This is a genomic window from Larkinella knui (assembly GCF_003858645.1).
GTDB lineage: Bacteria > Bacteroidota > Bacteroidia > Cytophagales > Spirosomataceae > Larkinella > Larkinella knui.
In genome coordinates this window covers 459,831-475,255 of sequence record NZ_RQJP01000003.1, presented here as the reverse complement: position 1 = coordinate 475,255, position 15,425 = coordinate 459,831, and the positions used below count along the sequence as shown (strand labels likewise).

General features: G+C 52.9%; 14 protein-coding genes. 13 read left to right on the top strand and 1 reads right to left on the bottom strand.

What is annotated here, in order from left to right; all coding sequences use genetic code 11:
• Nucleotides 1-3: 3 nt before the first annotated feature.
• The 13 genes from EHT87_RS16015 (at nt 4) to EHT87_RS15955 (ending at nt 14,895) form a co-directional block, all read left to right on the top strand.
• Nucleotides 4-564 (top strand): carboxymuconolactone decarboxylase family protein, encoded by a 561-nt coding sequence (locus EHT87_RS16015; RefSeq protein ID WP_124907663.1) that lies wholly within the window; start codon nt 4-6, stop codon nt 562-564.
• 110 nt (nt 565-674) lie between these two features.
• Nucleotides 675-3,473 carry a TonB-dependent receptor gene (locus EHT87_RS16010; protein WP_124907662.1) on the top strand — a complete coding sequence of 933 codons (2,799 nt, stop codon included), beginning with the start codon at nt 675-677 and terminating at the stop codon, nt 3,471-3,473.
• A 1-nt stretch (nt 3,474) separates the two neighbouring features.
• Nucleotides 3,475-4,734: an MFS transporter gene (locus EHT87_RS16005; protein WP_124907661.1), complete on the top strand. Its 1,260-nt coding sequence runs from the start codon at nt 3,475-3,477 to the stop codon at nt 4,732-4,734.
• A gap of 3 nt (nt 4,735-4,737) precedes the next feature.
• Nucleotides 4,738-5,304: a carboxymuconolactone decarboxylase family protein gene (locus EHT87_RS16000; protein WP_124907660.1), complete on the top strand. Its 567-nt coding sequence runs from the start codon at nt 4,738-4,740 to the stop codon at nt 5,302-5,304.
• A gap of 112 nt (nt 5,305-5,416) precedes the next feature.
• Nucleotides 5,417-5,974 (top strand): carboxymuconolactone decarboxylase family protein, encoded by a 558-nt coding sequence (locus EHT87_RS15995; protein ID WP_124907659.1) that lies wholly within the window; start codon nt 5,417-5,419, stop codon nt 5,972-5,974.
• A 286-nt stretch (nt 5,975-6,260) separates the two neighbouring features.
• Entirely contained in the window at nt 6,261-7,448 is a 1,188-nt protein-coding gene (locus EHT87_RS15990; RefSeq protein WP_124907658.1) for a DUF3179 domain-containing (seleno)protein, read from the top strand.
• A gap of 383 nt (nt 7,449-7,831) precedes the next feature.
• A complete protein-coding gene (kaiC, locus tag EHT87_RS15985; protein WP_124907657.1) occupies nt 7,832-9,544 on the top strand; it encodes a circadian clock protein KaiC in 1,713 nt (570 codons plus the stop codon).
• A 13-nt stretch (nt 9,545-9,557) separates the two neighbouring features.
• Nucleotides 9,558-9,851: a circadian clock KaiB family protein gene (locus tag EHT87_RS15980; protein ID WP_124907656.1), complete on the top strand. Its 294-nt coding sequence runs from the start codon at nt 9,558-9,560 to the stop codon at nt 9,849-9,851.
• A gap of 1 nt (nt 9,852) precedes the next feature.
• Nucleotides 9,853-10,167 (top strand): circadian clock KaiB family protein, encoded by a 315-nt coding sequence (locus tag EHT87_RS15975; RefSeq protein ID WP_124907655.1) that lies wholly within the window; start codon nt 9,853-9,855, stop codon nt 10,165-10,167.
• 5 nt (nt 10,168-10,172) lie between these two features.
• The gene (locus EHT87_RS15970; RefSeq protein ID WP_124907654.1) at nt 10,173-11,453 is read left to right on the top strand and encodes a sensor histidine kinase; all 1,281 of its coding nucleotides are present in this window, start codon (nt 10,173-10,175) and stop codon (nt 11,451-11,453) included.
• 1 nt (nt 11,454) lies between these two features.
• The gene (locus EHT87_RS15965; RefSeq protein ID WP_124907653.1) at nt 11,455-11,880 is read left to right on the top strand and encodes a response regulator; all 426 of its coding nucleotides are present in this window, start codon (nt 11,455-11,457) and stop codon (nt 11,878-11,880) included.
• Between the two features lie 23 nt (nt 11,881-11,903).
• Nucleotides 11,904-13,922, top strand: coding sequence for an alpha-1,4-glucan--maltose-1-phosphate maltosyltransferase (locus tag EHT87_RS15960; protein WP_124907652.1), 2,019 nt, complete (start codon nt 11,904-11,906; stop codon nt 13,920-13,922).
• A gap of 124 nt (nt 13,923-14,046) precedes the next feature.
• The gene (locus tag EHT87_RS15955; protein ID WP_124907651.1) at nt 14,047-14,895 is read left to right on the top strand and encodes a LytTR family transcriptional regulator DNA-binding domain-containing protein; all 849 of its coding nucleotides are present in this window, start codon (nt 14,047-14,049) and stop codon (nt 14,893-14,895) included.
• A gap of 17 nt (nt 14,896-14,912) precedes the next feature.
• On the opposite strand, the gene EHT87_RS15950 is transcribed toward EHT87_RS15955, so the two are convergent.
• Entirely contained in the window at nt 14,913-15,392 is a 480-nt protein-coding gene (locus EHT87_RS15950; protein WP_124907650.1) for a response regulator, read from the bottom strand.
• Nucleotides 15,393-15,425 lie beyond the last annotated feature (33 nt).

The following is a 15,425-nucleotide window of genomic DNA, read 5'->3' as shown; positions in this document are numbered from 1 at the left end:
AAAATGCCTCATATTCCCCTTCCTGAACACTTACCCGGAATTACGGGCCTTCTCGAATACCGGCTCGATACGGCTTTGCCCATTCGGGAACTCACGCAGATTCTGCTGCGCGGAGAATCGACGTTGTCACCGGGCGAACGCGAACTGATCGCGGCTTTGGTGTCTTTCCGGAATGAAACCCGCTTTTGTACGGCGGCCCACACCAAAGCGGCCGACCTGCTGCTGGGAGAAAACGAAACCGCCTGGGCCGTGAAGCAGAATTTTGAAACCGCACCCATCAGTGAGAAAATGAAAGCGTTGCTGGCGATTGCAGCCCTCACCCAAAAGAGCGGAAAAGCCGTAACGCCGGAAGCCATCGAACGGGCCCGACTGGCCGGGGCTACCGACAGCGAAATCCACGACACCGTCCTGATTACGGCTTTATTCTGCCTCTATAACAAGTATGTGGATGGACTGGCCAGCGTGACGCCAACCGACCCGGCCTACTACCAACGACTCGGCGAACGCATCACCCGCGGTTATCTGCGGCCCGAAGGCGGTTTTCCGGTTCCGCCGAAACCCTGATTTTTTGAGACGGAAAAGCCCTGTCTTTGACAGAATTACGCCTTTTGGAGCATCAATCGAGCCTGGCACCATCCCCAAAACACCTTATTCACTCTTTTTGACCTGATTTTATGACTTCTATACGATTCCAATTTATCCTGTTGCTGGGCTTGCTAACGGTCGTTGGCACGGCCGCATTCGCCCAGCAAACCCGCCTGCGGGGAACGCTCACCGATGCTGAAACCAGAGCGCCACTGGCCGGAGCCACCGTAACGCTTAAAGATCAATTGACGGGTACCACGGCTGATGCAGACGGGCAATTCAATCTGACCACCAATCGCCGGGGACCGTGGACGCTGGTGGTCACGATGGTGGGCTACGAAAAACAACTCGTTCCGGTGACCAATGCCGGTCAGCCCGTTGCCGTGGCGCTGAAAGTCAGTACGCAGGTGTTGCAGGATGTGGTGGTGGCCGCTTCGCGGGTGGAGGAAAACATCCTGAAAGCGCCCGTGAGCATCGAAAAAATGGACAGTCGGGCGATTCGTGAAACGCCCTCCGCGACGTTTTACGAAGGCATCAACAACCTCAAGGGCGTCGATATGGTCACCAGCGGACTGACCTACAAGCAGATCAACACCCGCGGTTTTGCCAGTACGGGCAACAGCCGGTTTTTGCAGCTGATCGACGGAATTGACAATCAGCCCGCCGGTTTCGGTTTTTCCGTGGGCAATATGTTCGGTCTGTCGGATCTGGATGTCGAAAGCGTCGAGCTGGTGCCGGGAGCGGCTTCGGCCTTATACGGCCCGGCCGCATTCAATGGCGCGTTGCTGATGCATTCAAAAGATCCGTTTCAGTTTCAGGGCTTGAGTGCCCAGGCCAAAGTGGGCGTCAACCACGTCAACGATCCGAATACCGGTGCCGCCCTGTATCACGATTACGCGCTGCGATATGCAAAAGCGTTTACCAACAAGCTGGCTTTCAAGCTCAATGTCGCCTACATGAAAGGCCTGGACTGGTTTGCCACCGATTATACCGACGTTGACGCGACCACTTCCGCCGAAAAGTTAGGCCGAAACAACCCGGCTTACAACGGACTGAACGTATACGGCGACGAAGTAAACCGCACGATTACCGGCATTGGAAAAGTGGCCCGCACAGGCTACGAAGAGCGGTATTTGACCGATTATAACGTATATAGTCTGAAACTGAACGGCGCGTTGCATTATCGCCTAACGCCCAATCTGGAAGCCATTTATTCCTACAGTTATTCAAAAGGAACGGCCAATTATACGGGGAGCAACCGGTTTTCGGTGAACGGTTTTTCCCTGCTCCAGCACCGGATCGAACTGCGGGGTGCCAATTTCTTCGTCCGCGGTTATACCAATCAGGAAGATTCGCACGACTCGTTCAATTCCCGCTCGCTGGGTCAGCAGGTGAACCGGACGTGGGTGCGTGATCTGAATGGCACTGTCGTTCCGGCCAGTCAGGCCGACGAAATGTGGTTTACGCGCTATACGGCGGCTTTTCAGGGGAAAGTGCAGGGCGTAACGACCGCCGACCCCACGGCCGCCCGGAACTTTGCCGACCAGGGACGGTATCTGCCCGGGTCGGCCGAATTTGATCGCGAAAAAGAACGGTTGAAAAAGATTCAGGGGCTGAACGGGGCCGGTATTCTGAGCCAGACCAAGATGTACCACGCCGATGCGCAGTACAATTTTTCGTCGGCGCTGGAAAAGGCGGGCTTAGCCAAAACCGAAGTGCTGGCGGGCGGTAATTTCCGGCAGTTCAGTCTGTTTACCAATGGAACGCTGTTCGACGACAAGGGTGGACGCATTCTCTACAATGAATTTGGAACGTTCGTGCAGGCCAGCCAGCGGCTTTTGTCCGACAAACTGAAAGTGACGGTTTCGGGTCGGTATGACAAGAACCAGAATTTTGCCGGGTATTTTACCCCGCGCGCTTCGGTCGTTTTTTCGCCCACGGAAGCGCATAATTTCCGCGCATCATTTCAGACCGGCTTTCGGAATCCGACCCCAAGCGACCAGTTCATCAAGCTCAACGTTGGCCCCATCACGATTCTGGGGGGCGCACCAGCCAACAGCGCGGGCATGAACGTCTACGAAAACTCGCTCAACTCGCCGTCCGTCGGCGGTTTTGTCAACGGTTTTCTCGCCGATGTGCAATCCGGCAAAACACCCCAGCAGGCGGTTTTGAACAACAAGGACAAGTTGCAAAAATCGAATGTGGCCTACATCAAACCCGAAAAAGTACAGAGTTTCGAAGTGGGCTACCGCGGGTTGATCAACAATCGCCTGGCCGTCGATGCCAACTATTACTTCGGTGAATACCAGAATTTCATCCTGAATCAGGTCGTCATCCGGCCCGACAGCCCGGTTTTGGGCAGCGACGGAACAATCAATCCCGCAGCCGCGCAGGACATTCTGAACACAAAATACCAGGTATTTCAATTGTATACCAACGCGTCTGACCGCGTAACGGCCCAGGGCGCAACCCTCGGTTTGACCTATTACGCGCCGGGAGGCTACACCATTGGCGGCAACGGAACCTGGTCGGCTTTTAACCTGAAAGGGGCCAATCCAAACAACATTCCGGCATTTAATACGCCGAAATACAAAACGAATGTGACCGTCGGAAACCGCAACGTCGCCAAAAATGTCGGCTTCAACGTGGCCTGGCACTGGCAGGATTCGTTCGACTGGGTAGGCTCGTTCAACGACCTTCGTCCGGGCCGGATTCAGGCCTATCACCTGCTCGATGCGCAGGTAACCTACCGGATTCCGTCGTTGAAAACCGCCTTGAAAGTTGGGGCCAGCAACCTGACCAACCGATACATCGTGCAGGCTTACGGTTCGCCGGCCGTGGGCGGGTTATATTTTATTTCCCTCACTTTCGACCAGGGCATGCGGTAATATGGAAACGATTCAACTCCCCACAACCCCGCCGACAGCGGCCTATCGAAGCCAGGTTTTTGCCCTTTGTATGCTGGTGTATAGCTTCAGCGGAACGGTTTCGACGCTGATGTCGACCTACCTGCCGGTGGTGGTCCGCGACCTGCTGGGTCAGGCCAATAAGGCCGAACTCGATCAGGTGAGCGCCTACGTCGGGGCCACGTTTCTGTACGGCTGGATGCTCGGCGGGATGAGTTTTGGCTATTTCGGCGACCGGCTGGGGCGCGTCCGGTCGCTGGTTGGGGCGGTGGTGCTGTATGGCGGCTGTACGTTGCTGACGGCTTTTGCTCCCAACTGGATGACCGTCGTCGTCCTGCGGTTTGCCGCCGGATTCGGCATTGGCGGGGTATTGGTTCTGACCACCGTCGTCGTTGCTGAAATCTGGCCGGAGCGCAACCGGCCCGTCGCGCTGGGCATTCTGGCGGTGGCTTTTCCGGTCGGCATTCTGCTGTCCGGTCTGGTCAACTATTTCCTGCCCGACTGGCGGCAGGCTTTCTGGATCGGCGGAATTCCGCTGGTACTGGGGGCGTTGATTGCCAGTTTGTTTCAGGAATCGGAAGGGTGGAAGCGTGTTCATCGGCAACCCGCAACGGCGGATGTCGCCCTGTTCAACGCCCAACACCGGCGTTCGTTGTGGCTGGGTTCGCTGGCGTTTGGCGCCATGCTAGTCGGGTTGTGGGCGGTTTTTTCGTGGGTCCCAACGTGGGTACAAAGTCTGGTAACGGGCACCGGACAGAAGGAGCGCGGCTTATCGATGGTTCTGATGGGCGGTGGGGGCGTGTTGGGCGGAATTCTGTCCGGTTTTATCGTCAAGGCGGTGGGTCACCGGCGAACCATGCTGTTCGTTTTTGCGGCTTGCTTCATCATGGCGGCTGTTGTTTTCAAGACGAATACGGCGTTTTCCCCGATCGTTTACCTCGAAATTGCGACGCTGGCGTTGCTTTTCGGCATTAGCCAGGGAACCATGTCGGCCTATCTGCCCGAGTTATTCCCAACCCGGCTACGGGGCCGGGCCACCGGTTTTTGCTTTAACATCGGACGCCTGGTCACCGCAACGGCGGTCTTTTTCATTGGCCCGCTGGTGGCGGTTTTGGGCGGTTACGGCTCGGCCATTTTTGCCTTTTCCGGTACGTTCGTCATCGGCTTTATCGCCATCTGGAGCGGTCCGCAGTCGTCAAAACTACCCCAACCCCCAACGGAGACTATACACCTAAATCAGTAAAATATGGCACACATTCAAGTTCCTGAAGGCATTCCCGGTATTCGCAGTCTGGTCATGTACCGGCCCGATACCGGCCAACATCTGTACGCGCTGGCGCAGGCCCTGTTGCGAAACGAATCTCCGCTGAGCGAAGCCGAGCGGGAGTTGATGGCCACTTTTGTTTCGTCACTGAACGAGTGTAATTTCTGCGCCGGGAGTCACGCGGCAGCGGCCCGGTTTCTGTTTGGTTCCGAAAAAGAGCTGGTCGACCAGGTCATTGCGGATTACCGGACCGCGCCCATTTCCAACAAACTGAAAGCGTTGCTGACCATTGCCAAACACGTTCAGCAGGACGCCCGCACGGTTTCGGACGAACTCGTGACCGAGGCCCGCAACCACGGTGCCACCGACCGCGACATCCACGACACGGTATTGATTGCGGCTACGTTCTGCCTGTTCAACCGCTACGTCGATGGCCTGGCCACGCTGACGCCCACCAACCCGGAAGCTTACGAAGCGATGGGCGAACGCATGGGAACCATCGGTTACGTTATGCCAACCCAATCGCTAAATGATGCAATCAAGAAATAAGAGGTAATACAAGTTCATGATTCATAATAGGTTAGCGTATTCCTGACCGCGCTGCGGTCAGGAATATTTCATCCGGTTTCGATCCGTTTTCACCTTTAATCGTCCAAACCCTATGCCTCATATTCAATTGCCCGAAGGATTGCCCGGTATTCGTGGGCCGATGGCGTTTAGCCCCGAAACAGCCAAGCCGCTCAACGAATTAGCCAACGCGTTGCTTCAGACCGACGAGGGACTGAGCCGGGCCGAACGCGAGTTGATTGCCACGTATGTTTCGTCGGAAAACGACTGCTTTTTTTGCCAGACCATCCACGGTGCCGTGGCCAGCTATTACTGGGGCGATGAGAACGGCGAATTTGTCAAAGCTGTCAAGGAAAATTACGGTTTAACAGCCATTTCTGCTAAATTGAAGGCGCTGCTGGCGATTGCCGGCAGTGTGCAGAAGGGCGGAAAACAGGTGACGCCGGAACAGGTCCAGGAGGCCCGCCAACAGGGCGCGACCGATAAAGACATCCACGATACGGTATTGATTGCGGCTGCCTTTTGCATGTTCAACCGCTACGTCGATGGGCTAGCGACCTGGGCACCCGAAAACCCGGAATTGTACAAGTTCCGGGCAACCCGAATTGCCGAATCCGGCTACACGGCAGATGATCATTATATGCCAAAGTAAGTTTTCGGTATTCGGTTTACAGTTTTCGGTTGGCTAGCGCAGGCTTAAATTCAAGGCATCAGCCAACCGTAAATCCTGCCAGGCTAGTTGTGTTGATCGGCAAGCCCTGGAAGGGCGATCTGTTGATAGAAACAAAGACACTCAGCCACCGGGAAGCTCCGGAGGATCGGCCTAAAAACGGTCTCAGAACGCTCTTCTGGAGTTTTATGCTAAAAAATACCGTCTCAATAATCAGAAACAGGACAGGGCTCCGGCCTTCATTCAATCCCATTCTAATTCCTCCACTATGAACAGAATGTTCTTTTTCGTGATCGGTATACTGCTGCTGACGGCGACCGAAATAGCGAAAGTCTACTTTATTATGCCGATGCCGGGCAGTCAGGAAGCCGACACGATCGACTTCGCCTACTGGATTCACCAGAATGTCTGGATTATCCGGGTGGTGGGCTGGCTGCTGATCGCTTATCCGACCTATAAACTCGTGACAGAACCGAAGCGGGTCGGTCGGAAAGCGGTGGTGCTGGTGTTGATGGCCGTTTATGGTGCGGTTTTTTACCTGTTCAACTTCCGGCTTCTGGCCGAGAAAATGTTCTACCAGCCCACCAAAACCGTCCTGCTGGACGTGAAAAACAGTAAAATTCCGGCGGATAAAGTGGTGTTGGGGCTGGTCGTGAACGGGCAGGCGCGGGCCTATCCGATTCAGTTCATCGGGTATCACCACCAGGTTCGGGATACGGTTGGCGGAGAACCCGTCATGATTACGTATTGTACGGTTTGCCGCACGGGCCGCGTATTTCGGCCACTGGTTGAGAATCATCCGGAGGTGTTTCGGCTGGTGGGTATGGATCATTTCAACGCCTTGTTCGAAGACAAAACCACCGGGAGCTGGTGGCGGCAGGTGAGCGGGGAGGCCATTGCCGGACCGCTGAAGGGCCAGTATCTACCCGGTTTTCAGTCCGAACAGATGACGCTGCGGGCCTGGACCGAGCTGCATCCCGAAACGCTGGTTCTTCAACCGGATTCGACCTTTAAAGAAGCGTATGCAAACATGGAACCCTACGAAAAAGGGAAAACCCAGCGCCCCCTTACCCGACGTGACAGCCTAGCGTGGAAACCCAAATCGTGGGTTGTGGGTGTGGTTCAGAACAAAACGGCCCGGGCCTACGACTGGAGCCAGTTGCAGAAACAGAAAATTACGAACGACAGCCTGGCCGGTACGCCACTCTTGCTGATGGTTGCCGCCGACAGCGCCACGTTCCACGTCTGGAATCGGAAAGTAAACGGCCAGATTTTGCAATTTACGGCGGATTCGACCGACACGTTTCGGGACAGGGAAACCGGATCGGTCTGGAATCGTCACGGAATCTGTACGGAAGGGCTGCTGAAAGGAAAGAAATTGACCCGGGTCCCGGCTTCGCAGGAATACCTGCATTCGTGGGAGACGTTTCACCCGGCCACATCGCGGTATTTATGATTTGAGCCGTGAAAAAACGACGGGCGAGGGGCTATTTTGTGAGTCGAATGAAACCGCTTTATTCGCACGTTTGATTTTTTCGTTCATTCAGGTAAAATGGGTTCGTAAGAGATAAAAATCGTGCGGTTTTATTTCTAATTTTTATCGCCTGAAAACCGGTCGCCTATTTGATTTTATTCTGATTTTTAGAACTTGCAGGATGAACAAAATAAGCGCAATTGTCGGAAAATAAAACACTCGCTGATCAATTCAGGTTATGGTTGTTAAAAATAATTTGTGGTCTTGCCATCCGGTTGCAAAATCAATACAGTTGGTAATACGTACAAAACCGGAGCAATTGGACATCGTTTGTTTACCATACGTTTCTGAAAAATCAACGATAAATGAGCTTGGAATTCTTAGAAAACCCCGCCGTACCTCTTCATGCTTTACCCAAAACCAGAACCGGTATTATTGGTCTGGATGAAATAACCCGAGGAGGATTACCGAAAGATCGCCCGACGCTGATTTGTGGGAGTGCGGGTTGCGGTAAAACCCTGTTCTCCATTGAATTTATTGTGAACGGTGCGCTTTCGTTTGGCGAACCGGGTGTGTTTATGTCTTTCGAGGAAAAAGCCGAGGAACTGGCTTTGAATGTGGCCTCTCTGGGCTACGACCTCAGGAAGCTGCAAACGGACAAACTGATCAGGGTCGACCACGTTCACATTGAACGGAGCGAAATTGAAGAAACCGGCGAATATGACCTGGATGGACTTTTCATCCGCCTGGGACACGCCATCGACAGCATCGGGGCAAAGCGGGTGGTGTTGGATACCATCGAAAATCTGTTTTCGGGCCTGATCGATCAGAGCATTCTGCGGGCGGAACTCCGGCGGCTTTTTGAATGGCTGAAAGAGAAAAAGGTCACGGCCATCATCACCGCCGAACGGGGCGAAGGCACCTTGACGCGGCACGGGCTGGAAGAGTATATATCCGACTGCGTCATTCTGCTCGATCATCGGGTAGCCAACCAGATTTCGACCCGGCTGTTGCGCATTGTCAAATACCGGGGGTCGGTGCATGGCACCAACGAATATCCGTTTTTGATCAACGAAGAAGGCATTTCCGTTTTGCCGGTTACCTCGCTGACGCTGGAGCACGGCGTTTCGTCCGAGCGGATCTCGTCCGGAATTGTGGCCCTGGATAAAATGCTGGAAGGAAAAGGTTTTTTCAAAGGCAGCAGCATTCTGGTTTCCGGTACGGCCGGAACGGGCAAAACCAGCATTGCCGCCAGTTTTGCCGATTCGGTCTGCAAGCGGGGAGAACGCTGTATTTTCTTTGCCTTCGAGGAATCACCGCAGCAGATTATCCGCAACATGCACTCGATTGGCATCGATTTACAGAGTCATATCGACGGTGGACTTTTAAAGTTTCATGCCGCCCGGCCCACGCTGAACGGTCTTGAAATGCACCTGGTATCGCTTCATAAAATCATCCAGGATTTTGATCCTCAGGCGGTTATCGTCGATCCGATTACGAACCTGATTACCGTCGGCTCGGTAAGCGAAGTGAAGTCGATGCTGATCCGCCTGATTGATTTTTTACAGGCCAGACAGATTACGGTGATGTTTACGGCGCTGGCCCTTTCCACCATCGTGAGCGAGCAGACGGACGAAGGCGTATCGTCGCTGGTGGATGCCTGGTTGCTGGTGCGGGATATTGAGTCCAACGGCGAGCGAAACCGGGGCTTATACGTCATGAAATCCCGGGGTATGAAGCATTCCAACCAGGTGCGTGAATTTGTCATTACCGACGGGGGGCTGAATCTGGTCGATGTGTTCCTGAGTCCGGAAGGCGTGCTGACGGGATCGGCGCGGGAAGCCCAGCAACTGCTGGATGTTACCGGAGTTGCTTTGCGGGAACACGCAGTAACCCGGAAAGACCGGGAAATTGAACGAAAACGGCTGGTACTGGAAGCGAAAATTGCCAGTTTGAGAGAAGAGTTCGAGTCGGTGCAGGACGATTTGAACAAAGCTTATATTGAAGACGAATTGCGAAAGGAAGTGATGGAGAAAAACCGGGAGCAAATGACCAAAAACCGCCACAATGAGCAGTAGCAAGTAGAATGGCATGGAAACAAAAGACGAAATCTGGGAGTTAAGACTATACGTAGCCGGGAAGACGACAAAATCCGTGACGGCGCTGGCCAATCTGAAACGCTATTGTGAAGAGCATTTGAAGGGAAAGTACGTCATTGAAGTGATCGATTTGCTGATTCAACCCCAATTAGCCGAAGGTGACCAGATTCTGGCCATTCCCACGCTGGTAAAGAAAGTGCCCGAGCCAATTCGGAAAATTATTGGCGATTTGTCGAATGAAGAAAAAGTGTTGGTAGGATTAAATATTCGTCCGGCAAAAAAATAGAATGATCGAGCAATTAACACAATTGGAAACGGATTCGGATGGCGGAGAGCTGTTTGAATTGCGTTTGTTTGTTACCGGTGCTTCGATCAATTCCACCCGGGCTATCGAAAATCTGAAACACATTTGTGAAACGTATATCCCGGGGAAATATTCCCTGGAAATAATCGATGTGTACCAGCAACGAACGCTCGCCGAAAGCGAGCAGATCATTGCGTTACCTTTATTAATAAAAAAAATGCCCTTGCCCCAGCGTAGGCTGATCGGCGATATGTCGGACACCGTAAAGGTGCTCAAAGGCCTGGGCATATCTCATTGATTTTGATGAAGCCGGCGAAAACCTACGATCAGCTTGTCCAGGAAAACGAAGCCCTGCTCATTCAGTTGGAGGAGGCTACCGATACGATTCATGCCATCCGAACGGGTCAGGTGGATGCGCTGGTGGTGCATGGCAAGGATGGACACGAACTGTATAGCCTGAAAACCGCCGATCAGACCTACCGCGTTTTTATTGAAACGATGAATGAGGGCGCGGTGACGCTCAATGAGGAAGGACTGATTCTGTATTGCAATTCCAAATTTGCCTCGATGGTCGGCATGCCGCTTTCCAAAGTCATTGCCCTGCCGTTCGATAGTTTCATTCCAGCCGATTGCAAACCCCTGTTTACCAGCCTGTTTAGTGAGGGCTGGACGGCCGACCGCAAAATTGAACTCTCCATTCTGAGCGACAAAGGACTGGTGCCCTGCCAGCTTTCGGCCACAACGCTGGAACTGGATGGCGGTATTTCCATGAGTGTGATCATAACTGATCTGACCCTTCAGAAAGAGACCCAGAAGTTGCTGAAAACCAACAATGAACGGCTGGAGGAAATGAATACGGCCCTGGAAATCAGCAACCACGATTTGCAGCAGTTTGCCTCGGTGGCTTCGCACGATTTGCAGGAGCCTTTGCGCAAAATCCAGATGTTTTCTGAACTGCTGAAAGACAAGCACATCGACGATCTGCCGGCCGACAGCGTGCGGTATCTGGAGAAAATCATCGACTCATCGAACCGGATGAGAACCATGATTATCGATATTCTGAGCTATTCCCGGCTTTCTACCCATTCGGATACCTTTGTGTTGACGGACCTGAACGAACTGGTTACCGAGGTTTTAAAAGACTTTGAACTGCGTATTCAGGAGAAAAAAGCCCGCGTGATGATTGCCAAATTACCCACGGTGGAAGTGAACCAGGGGCAAATCCGGCAGGTTTTTCAAAACCTGATCAGCAATGCCCTGAAGTTTTCCAAAAGCAGCCAGCCCCCGGTCATTGAAATTAAAAGCAGCCAGTTCAGCGGGCAGGACGGTCACTCCGATGAACAATTCTGTTCGATTACCATTACCGATAATGGAATTGGCTTCGATGAACAGTACGTTGACAAAATCTTTTCGCTGTTTCAGCGCCTGAACACCAAGGATGTCTACGAAGGGTCGGGCATCGGTCTGGCGGTTACCAAACGGATTATTGACAAACATAACGGCCAAATTAAAGCACATAGTAGAGAAGGAATAGGGTCTACATTCATTATTAGCTTACCTTTGAGGCAAAATAAACCGGCTTGAAATGGCTTCTGACCTTTCTAAAAAGAAAATTCTTCTGGCTGAGGATGACGGAGACGACCGACAGTTTTTTGTTGATTTTTTAGGCGACCGAACCGATATCGAGCTGCTGCCCAGTGTTACGACCGGGGTGGAAGTGATCGATTACCTCAGCGGAATTTCCTGGCCGGAAGCCCTCCCGAACATCATCATTTTAGATCAGAACATGCCTAAAATGAACGGAATCGAAACGTTGCGCTCCATCAAATCGACCACTTGGTTTTCCAGAATGGAAGTTGTCATTTATTCGACCTACGTGGGCCGGGAACTCATCGATGAAGGCCGGAAGCTGGGGGCGGTTTTAGTGAAATCCAAACCCGTTACGAAGGAAGGCTATAACGAGATGATGGATGAAATTCTGACGGTATGCGGGAGCATATCGGTCGGTTAAACACACACTTTTTGAGGTTGATTATGGCCACCCGCACCAAATTATCCCGAACGGCCGCTGCGGCTTATAAATTGGCGAATCTGCCGGCCGACGGCCGCATTCGCGTTGTTATCGAACGGGTTTCGCCCGAACTCGACGGGGGGCGTTTCCCCATTAAAGCGGTTCCCGGCGAGGTCATTGCCGTTGAAGCCGATATTTTTCTGGACGGTCATGACAAACTGGCCGCCCGCCTGCTCTTCAAACACCCCGACGATCCGGACTGGACCGAAGTGCCGATGGTGTTTATCAACAACGACCGCTGGGGCGCGTCCTTTTCGGTCGAAAAACCGGGTGCCTACGTCTATACCATCGAAGGCTGGGTCGATCACATTGCCTCGTGGCAGCACGAAGTGACGCTCAAAGTGGCGGCTGGTCAGCGGATTCTGAGCGAACTGAAAGCCGGGGCGGTCTATGTGGAAGGCATGGCGCAACGGGCGGAAGGCGACGACCGGTCGACGTTGGAATGGATGGCCGGTTTGTTCAGGGAAGGGGCGGAGGAATACAACGAAATCCAGTATAATCAAGCCGTCGAGCTGGCTCAAAGTGCGCAGTTTACGGAACTGCTAAACCGCTATCCTGAACGGAATCATCCGTCCCGCTTCGAGCGCGAACTGGTGGTGGATGTCGATCGGCCAAAAGCCGGTTTCAGCACGTGGTATTGCCTTTTTCCACGTTCGGCTTCCCCCGAACCCGGTCGCCACGGCACCTTCCGGGATGTGGAAAAGCTGCTGCCGCGCATCGAATCGATGGGTTTCGACGTGCTGTATCTGCCGCCGATTCACCCCATTGGTCACGCGTTCCGGAAAGGGAAAAACAACAACGTGGTGGCCGAACCGGATGAGCCCGGCGTTCCGTACGGTATTGGTTCTGAACTCGGTGGCCACACCGCCATTCACCCCGAACTGGGAACGCTCGACGATTTTAAACACCTGATTGCCATTGCCAAAAATCACGGAATGGAGGTGGCTATGGATCTGGCCATTCAGGTTTCGCCCGATCATCCGTGGGCCAAAGACCATCCCGAATGGTTTAAAAAACGGCCGGATGGTACTATTCAGTATGCCGAAAATCCCCCCAAAAAATACCAGGATATATACCCGGTTTATTTCGAAACCGACGACTGGCAAAGCCTGTGGCTTGAACTGAAAGAAACCATGCTGACCTGGGCGTCGTGGGGCGTCCGCATCATCCGGGTCGATAATCCGCATACCAAACCGTTCCAGTTCTGGGAGTGGCTGATTACGGAAGTAAAAAAACAGTATCCCGACCTGATTTTTCTGGCCGAAGCCTTCACCAAACCGAAGGTGATGCAGCAACTGGCGAAGCGAGGTTTTGCCCAGTCGTACACCTATTTCACCTGGCGCAACAGCAAGTACGAACTGGAAGAATACATGAACGAACTGACCCGGAGCGAGATGCGGTATTATTACCGCCCGAACTTCTGGCCGACCACCCACGACATCAACCCGTATAGCCTGCAGTCCGGTCACGAACCCCAGTTTCTGATCCGGTATTTGCTGGCGGCCACCTTGTCGTCGAATTACGGAATTTACGGGCCGTCGTTCGAGTTGATGGAACACCTGCCGTTTCCGGGCAAGGAAGAATACATCGATTCGGAAAAGTACGAGATCCGGTATTGGGACTGGAACCGTACCAACCGGCTTACTTACCTGATTGGCCTGGTCAACCGACTGCGGAGAGAAAACCCGGCTCTGCAAACGACCAACAACCTGACGTTCTGCCGGATCGACGACGACGCGCTGATGGCTTATCTGAAAGTAACCGGCAACAACCGGCTGCTGATGGTGATCAATACCGACGCCTACAACCGCCGGGCGGGTATGGTTCAGGTGCCGATCTGGCAGTTGGGAATTGCTGAAGGGCAGGACTATGTGGTGCACGATTTGCTTACCGGTGCCCAATATACGTGGAAAGGTCAGTGGAACTACGTCGAACTCGATCCGTACCTGTTGCCGATGCATTTGCTGAAAATTGAAGGATGACGTTCCATTTCGGACCCGTTTATTCACTGAAATGGAACCATTGCCTAAGAAATAGGTGTAAAAATGCCGCTAATGAAGTTACTTGGTATAGAATGCAAAGACGCATTCTGTCGAAAGTACGCATATGATTCAGAAAGCAATTCAGTATCCCGCATTGATTAAATACCTGAAAGGATTCAGCAACTATACGTGGCTGCATTATTGTGACGGGCGTAAAGTATTGGTGGCTAAATCGCTCTGTTTTTTTGAGAAGAGATTACCGGGTTTTTTTCGGGTACATAAAACGGCGCTGGTCAATCCGTATTACATCATGGACTTCAAAGCTCCTCCGGGGCATAAGATGGCGGGTTCGATTAGTTTAAAGGATGGCGTAACGCTGCCCGTAAGCCGTCGGCGCTGGGGCCAGATCATCGATCTGCTGTCCGTAGCACTGGTGAGTTCTTCCGCTTCGTTCCAGGCCGATAAAGATTCCGGACTGTCGGCGCTAACTCCGCCCCTGGTTGAATCGGGCGGAAAAGCGAGCCGGAACCCGGTTGTCCGAACCATTTGGGTTGTGATGGCCGATGAGATTAAAGGTGGTTTATTGCAGCAGTATATGGCGGAAAACTGGCCGCAGTGGCGCCTGCTCCTGTTTGAAACCAGCACCGGATTACAAAAAGCGTTGTTGGGCGTCGACGATGCGGAAATGCCGGCCATGATTGTTCTGGATGGTGGCCAAACCACCAGTATGGTCACGCTGCAGTTGATCAAAAGCAGCCCCCGATTCCGGTTTATTCCGACTATTTTGCTGACATCGGCAGCCAGCCACGATCTGGCCCAGCAGGGCTATGCGTCCGGAGCCAACTCCGTTATCATTCACCCAACCGACCTGACCCGATTTATCCAGGTTCTGGAAAAAATATTTCGGTACTGGCTGTCGATGGCTTCGCCCCCGCAGGTGGTGTCGGCGGGCATCCGCGCGGCCGTGGCCTGATCGCCGGAAGCGGGATGTTAATACGTCGAACGGCTGTCGGGCAGGGAAACCGTTTCCCACCAGTAATCTTTCAGCGTTTGAAAGTAATCAACCCATTCATCGTAATTGATTGGCTTCACAACGTATGACGTAACGCCCAGGTCGTAGGACTCGGTGATGTCTTCGTGATGATCCGAGTTACTGAAAATCACGACGGGAATCTGGCTTATTTCCGGCGTATGGCTTTTGATCATCTTCAAGAGATTCCAGCCATTCTGACGCTCGGGCAGGTATAAATCCAGCAGAATTAACTGAGGAAGCCGTACGCCCGTCTGGACACACTCCCGGAGGTAGTTAATAGCCGCGTGTTCATCCGTGACCATGACCGATTCAACCCCCGTAAAGCTCTGTTGAATGGCTTTCGTTATCAATACCAAGTGGTCAGAATTATCTTCAACGATGAGAATGCGGGCGTTCCGGAGCCGATTCGTGTTTGTTTTTGATTTTACTAAGCTCATACCGGTATTCAATTTACGTTTCTGCTACACGAC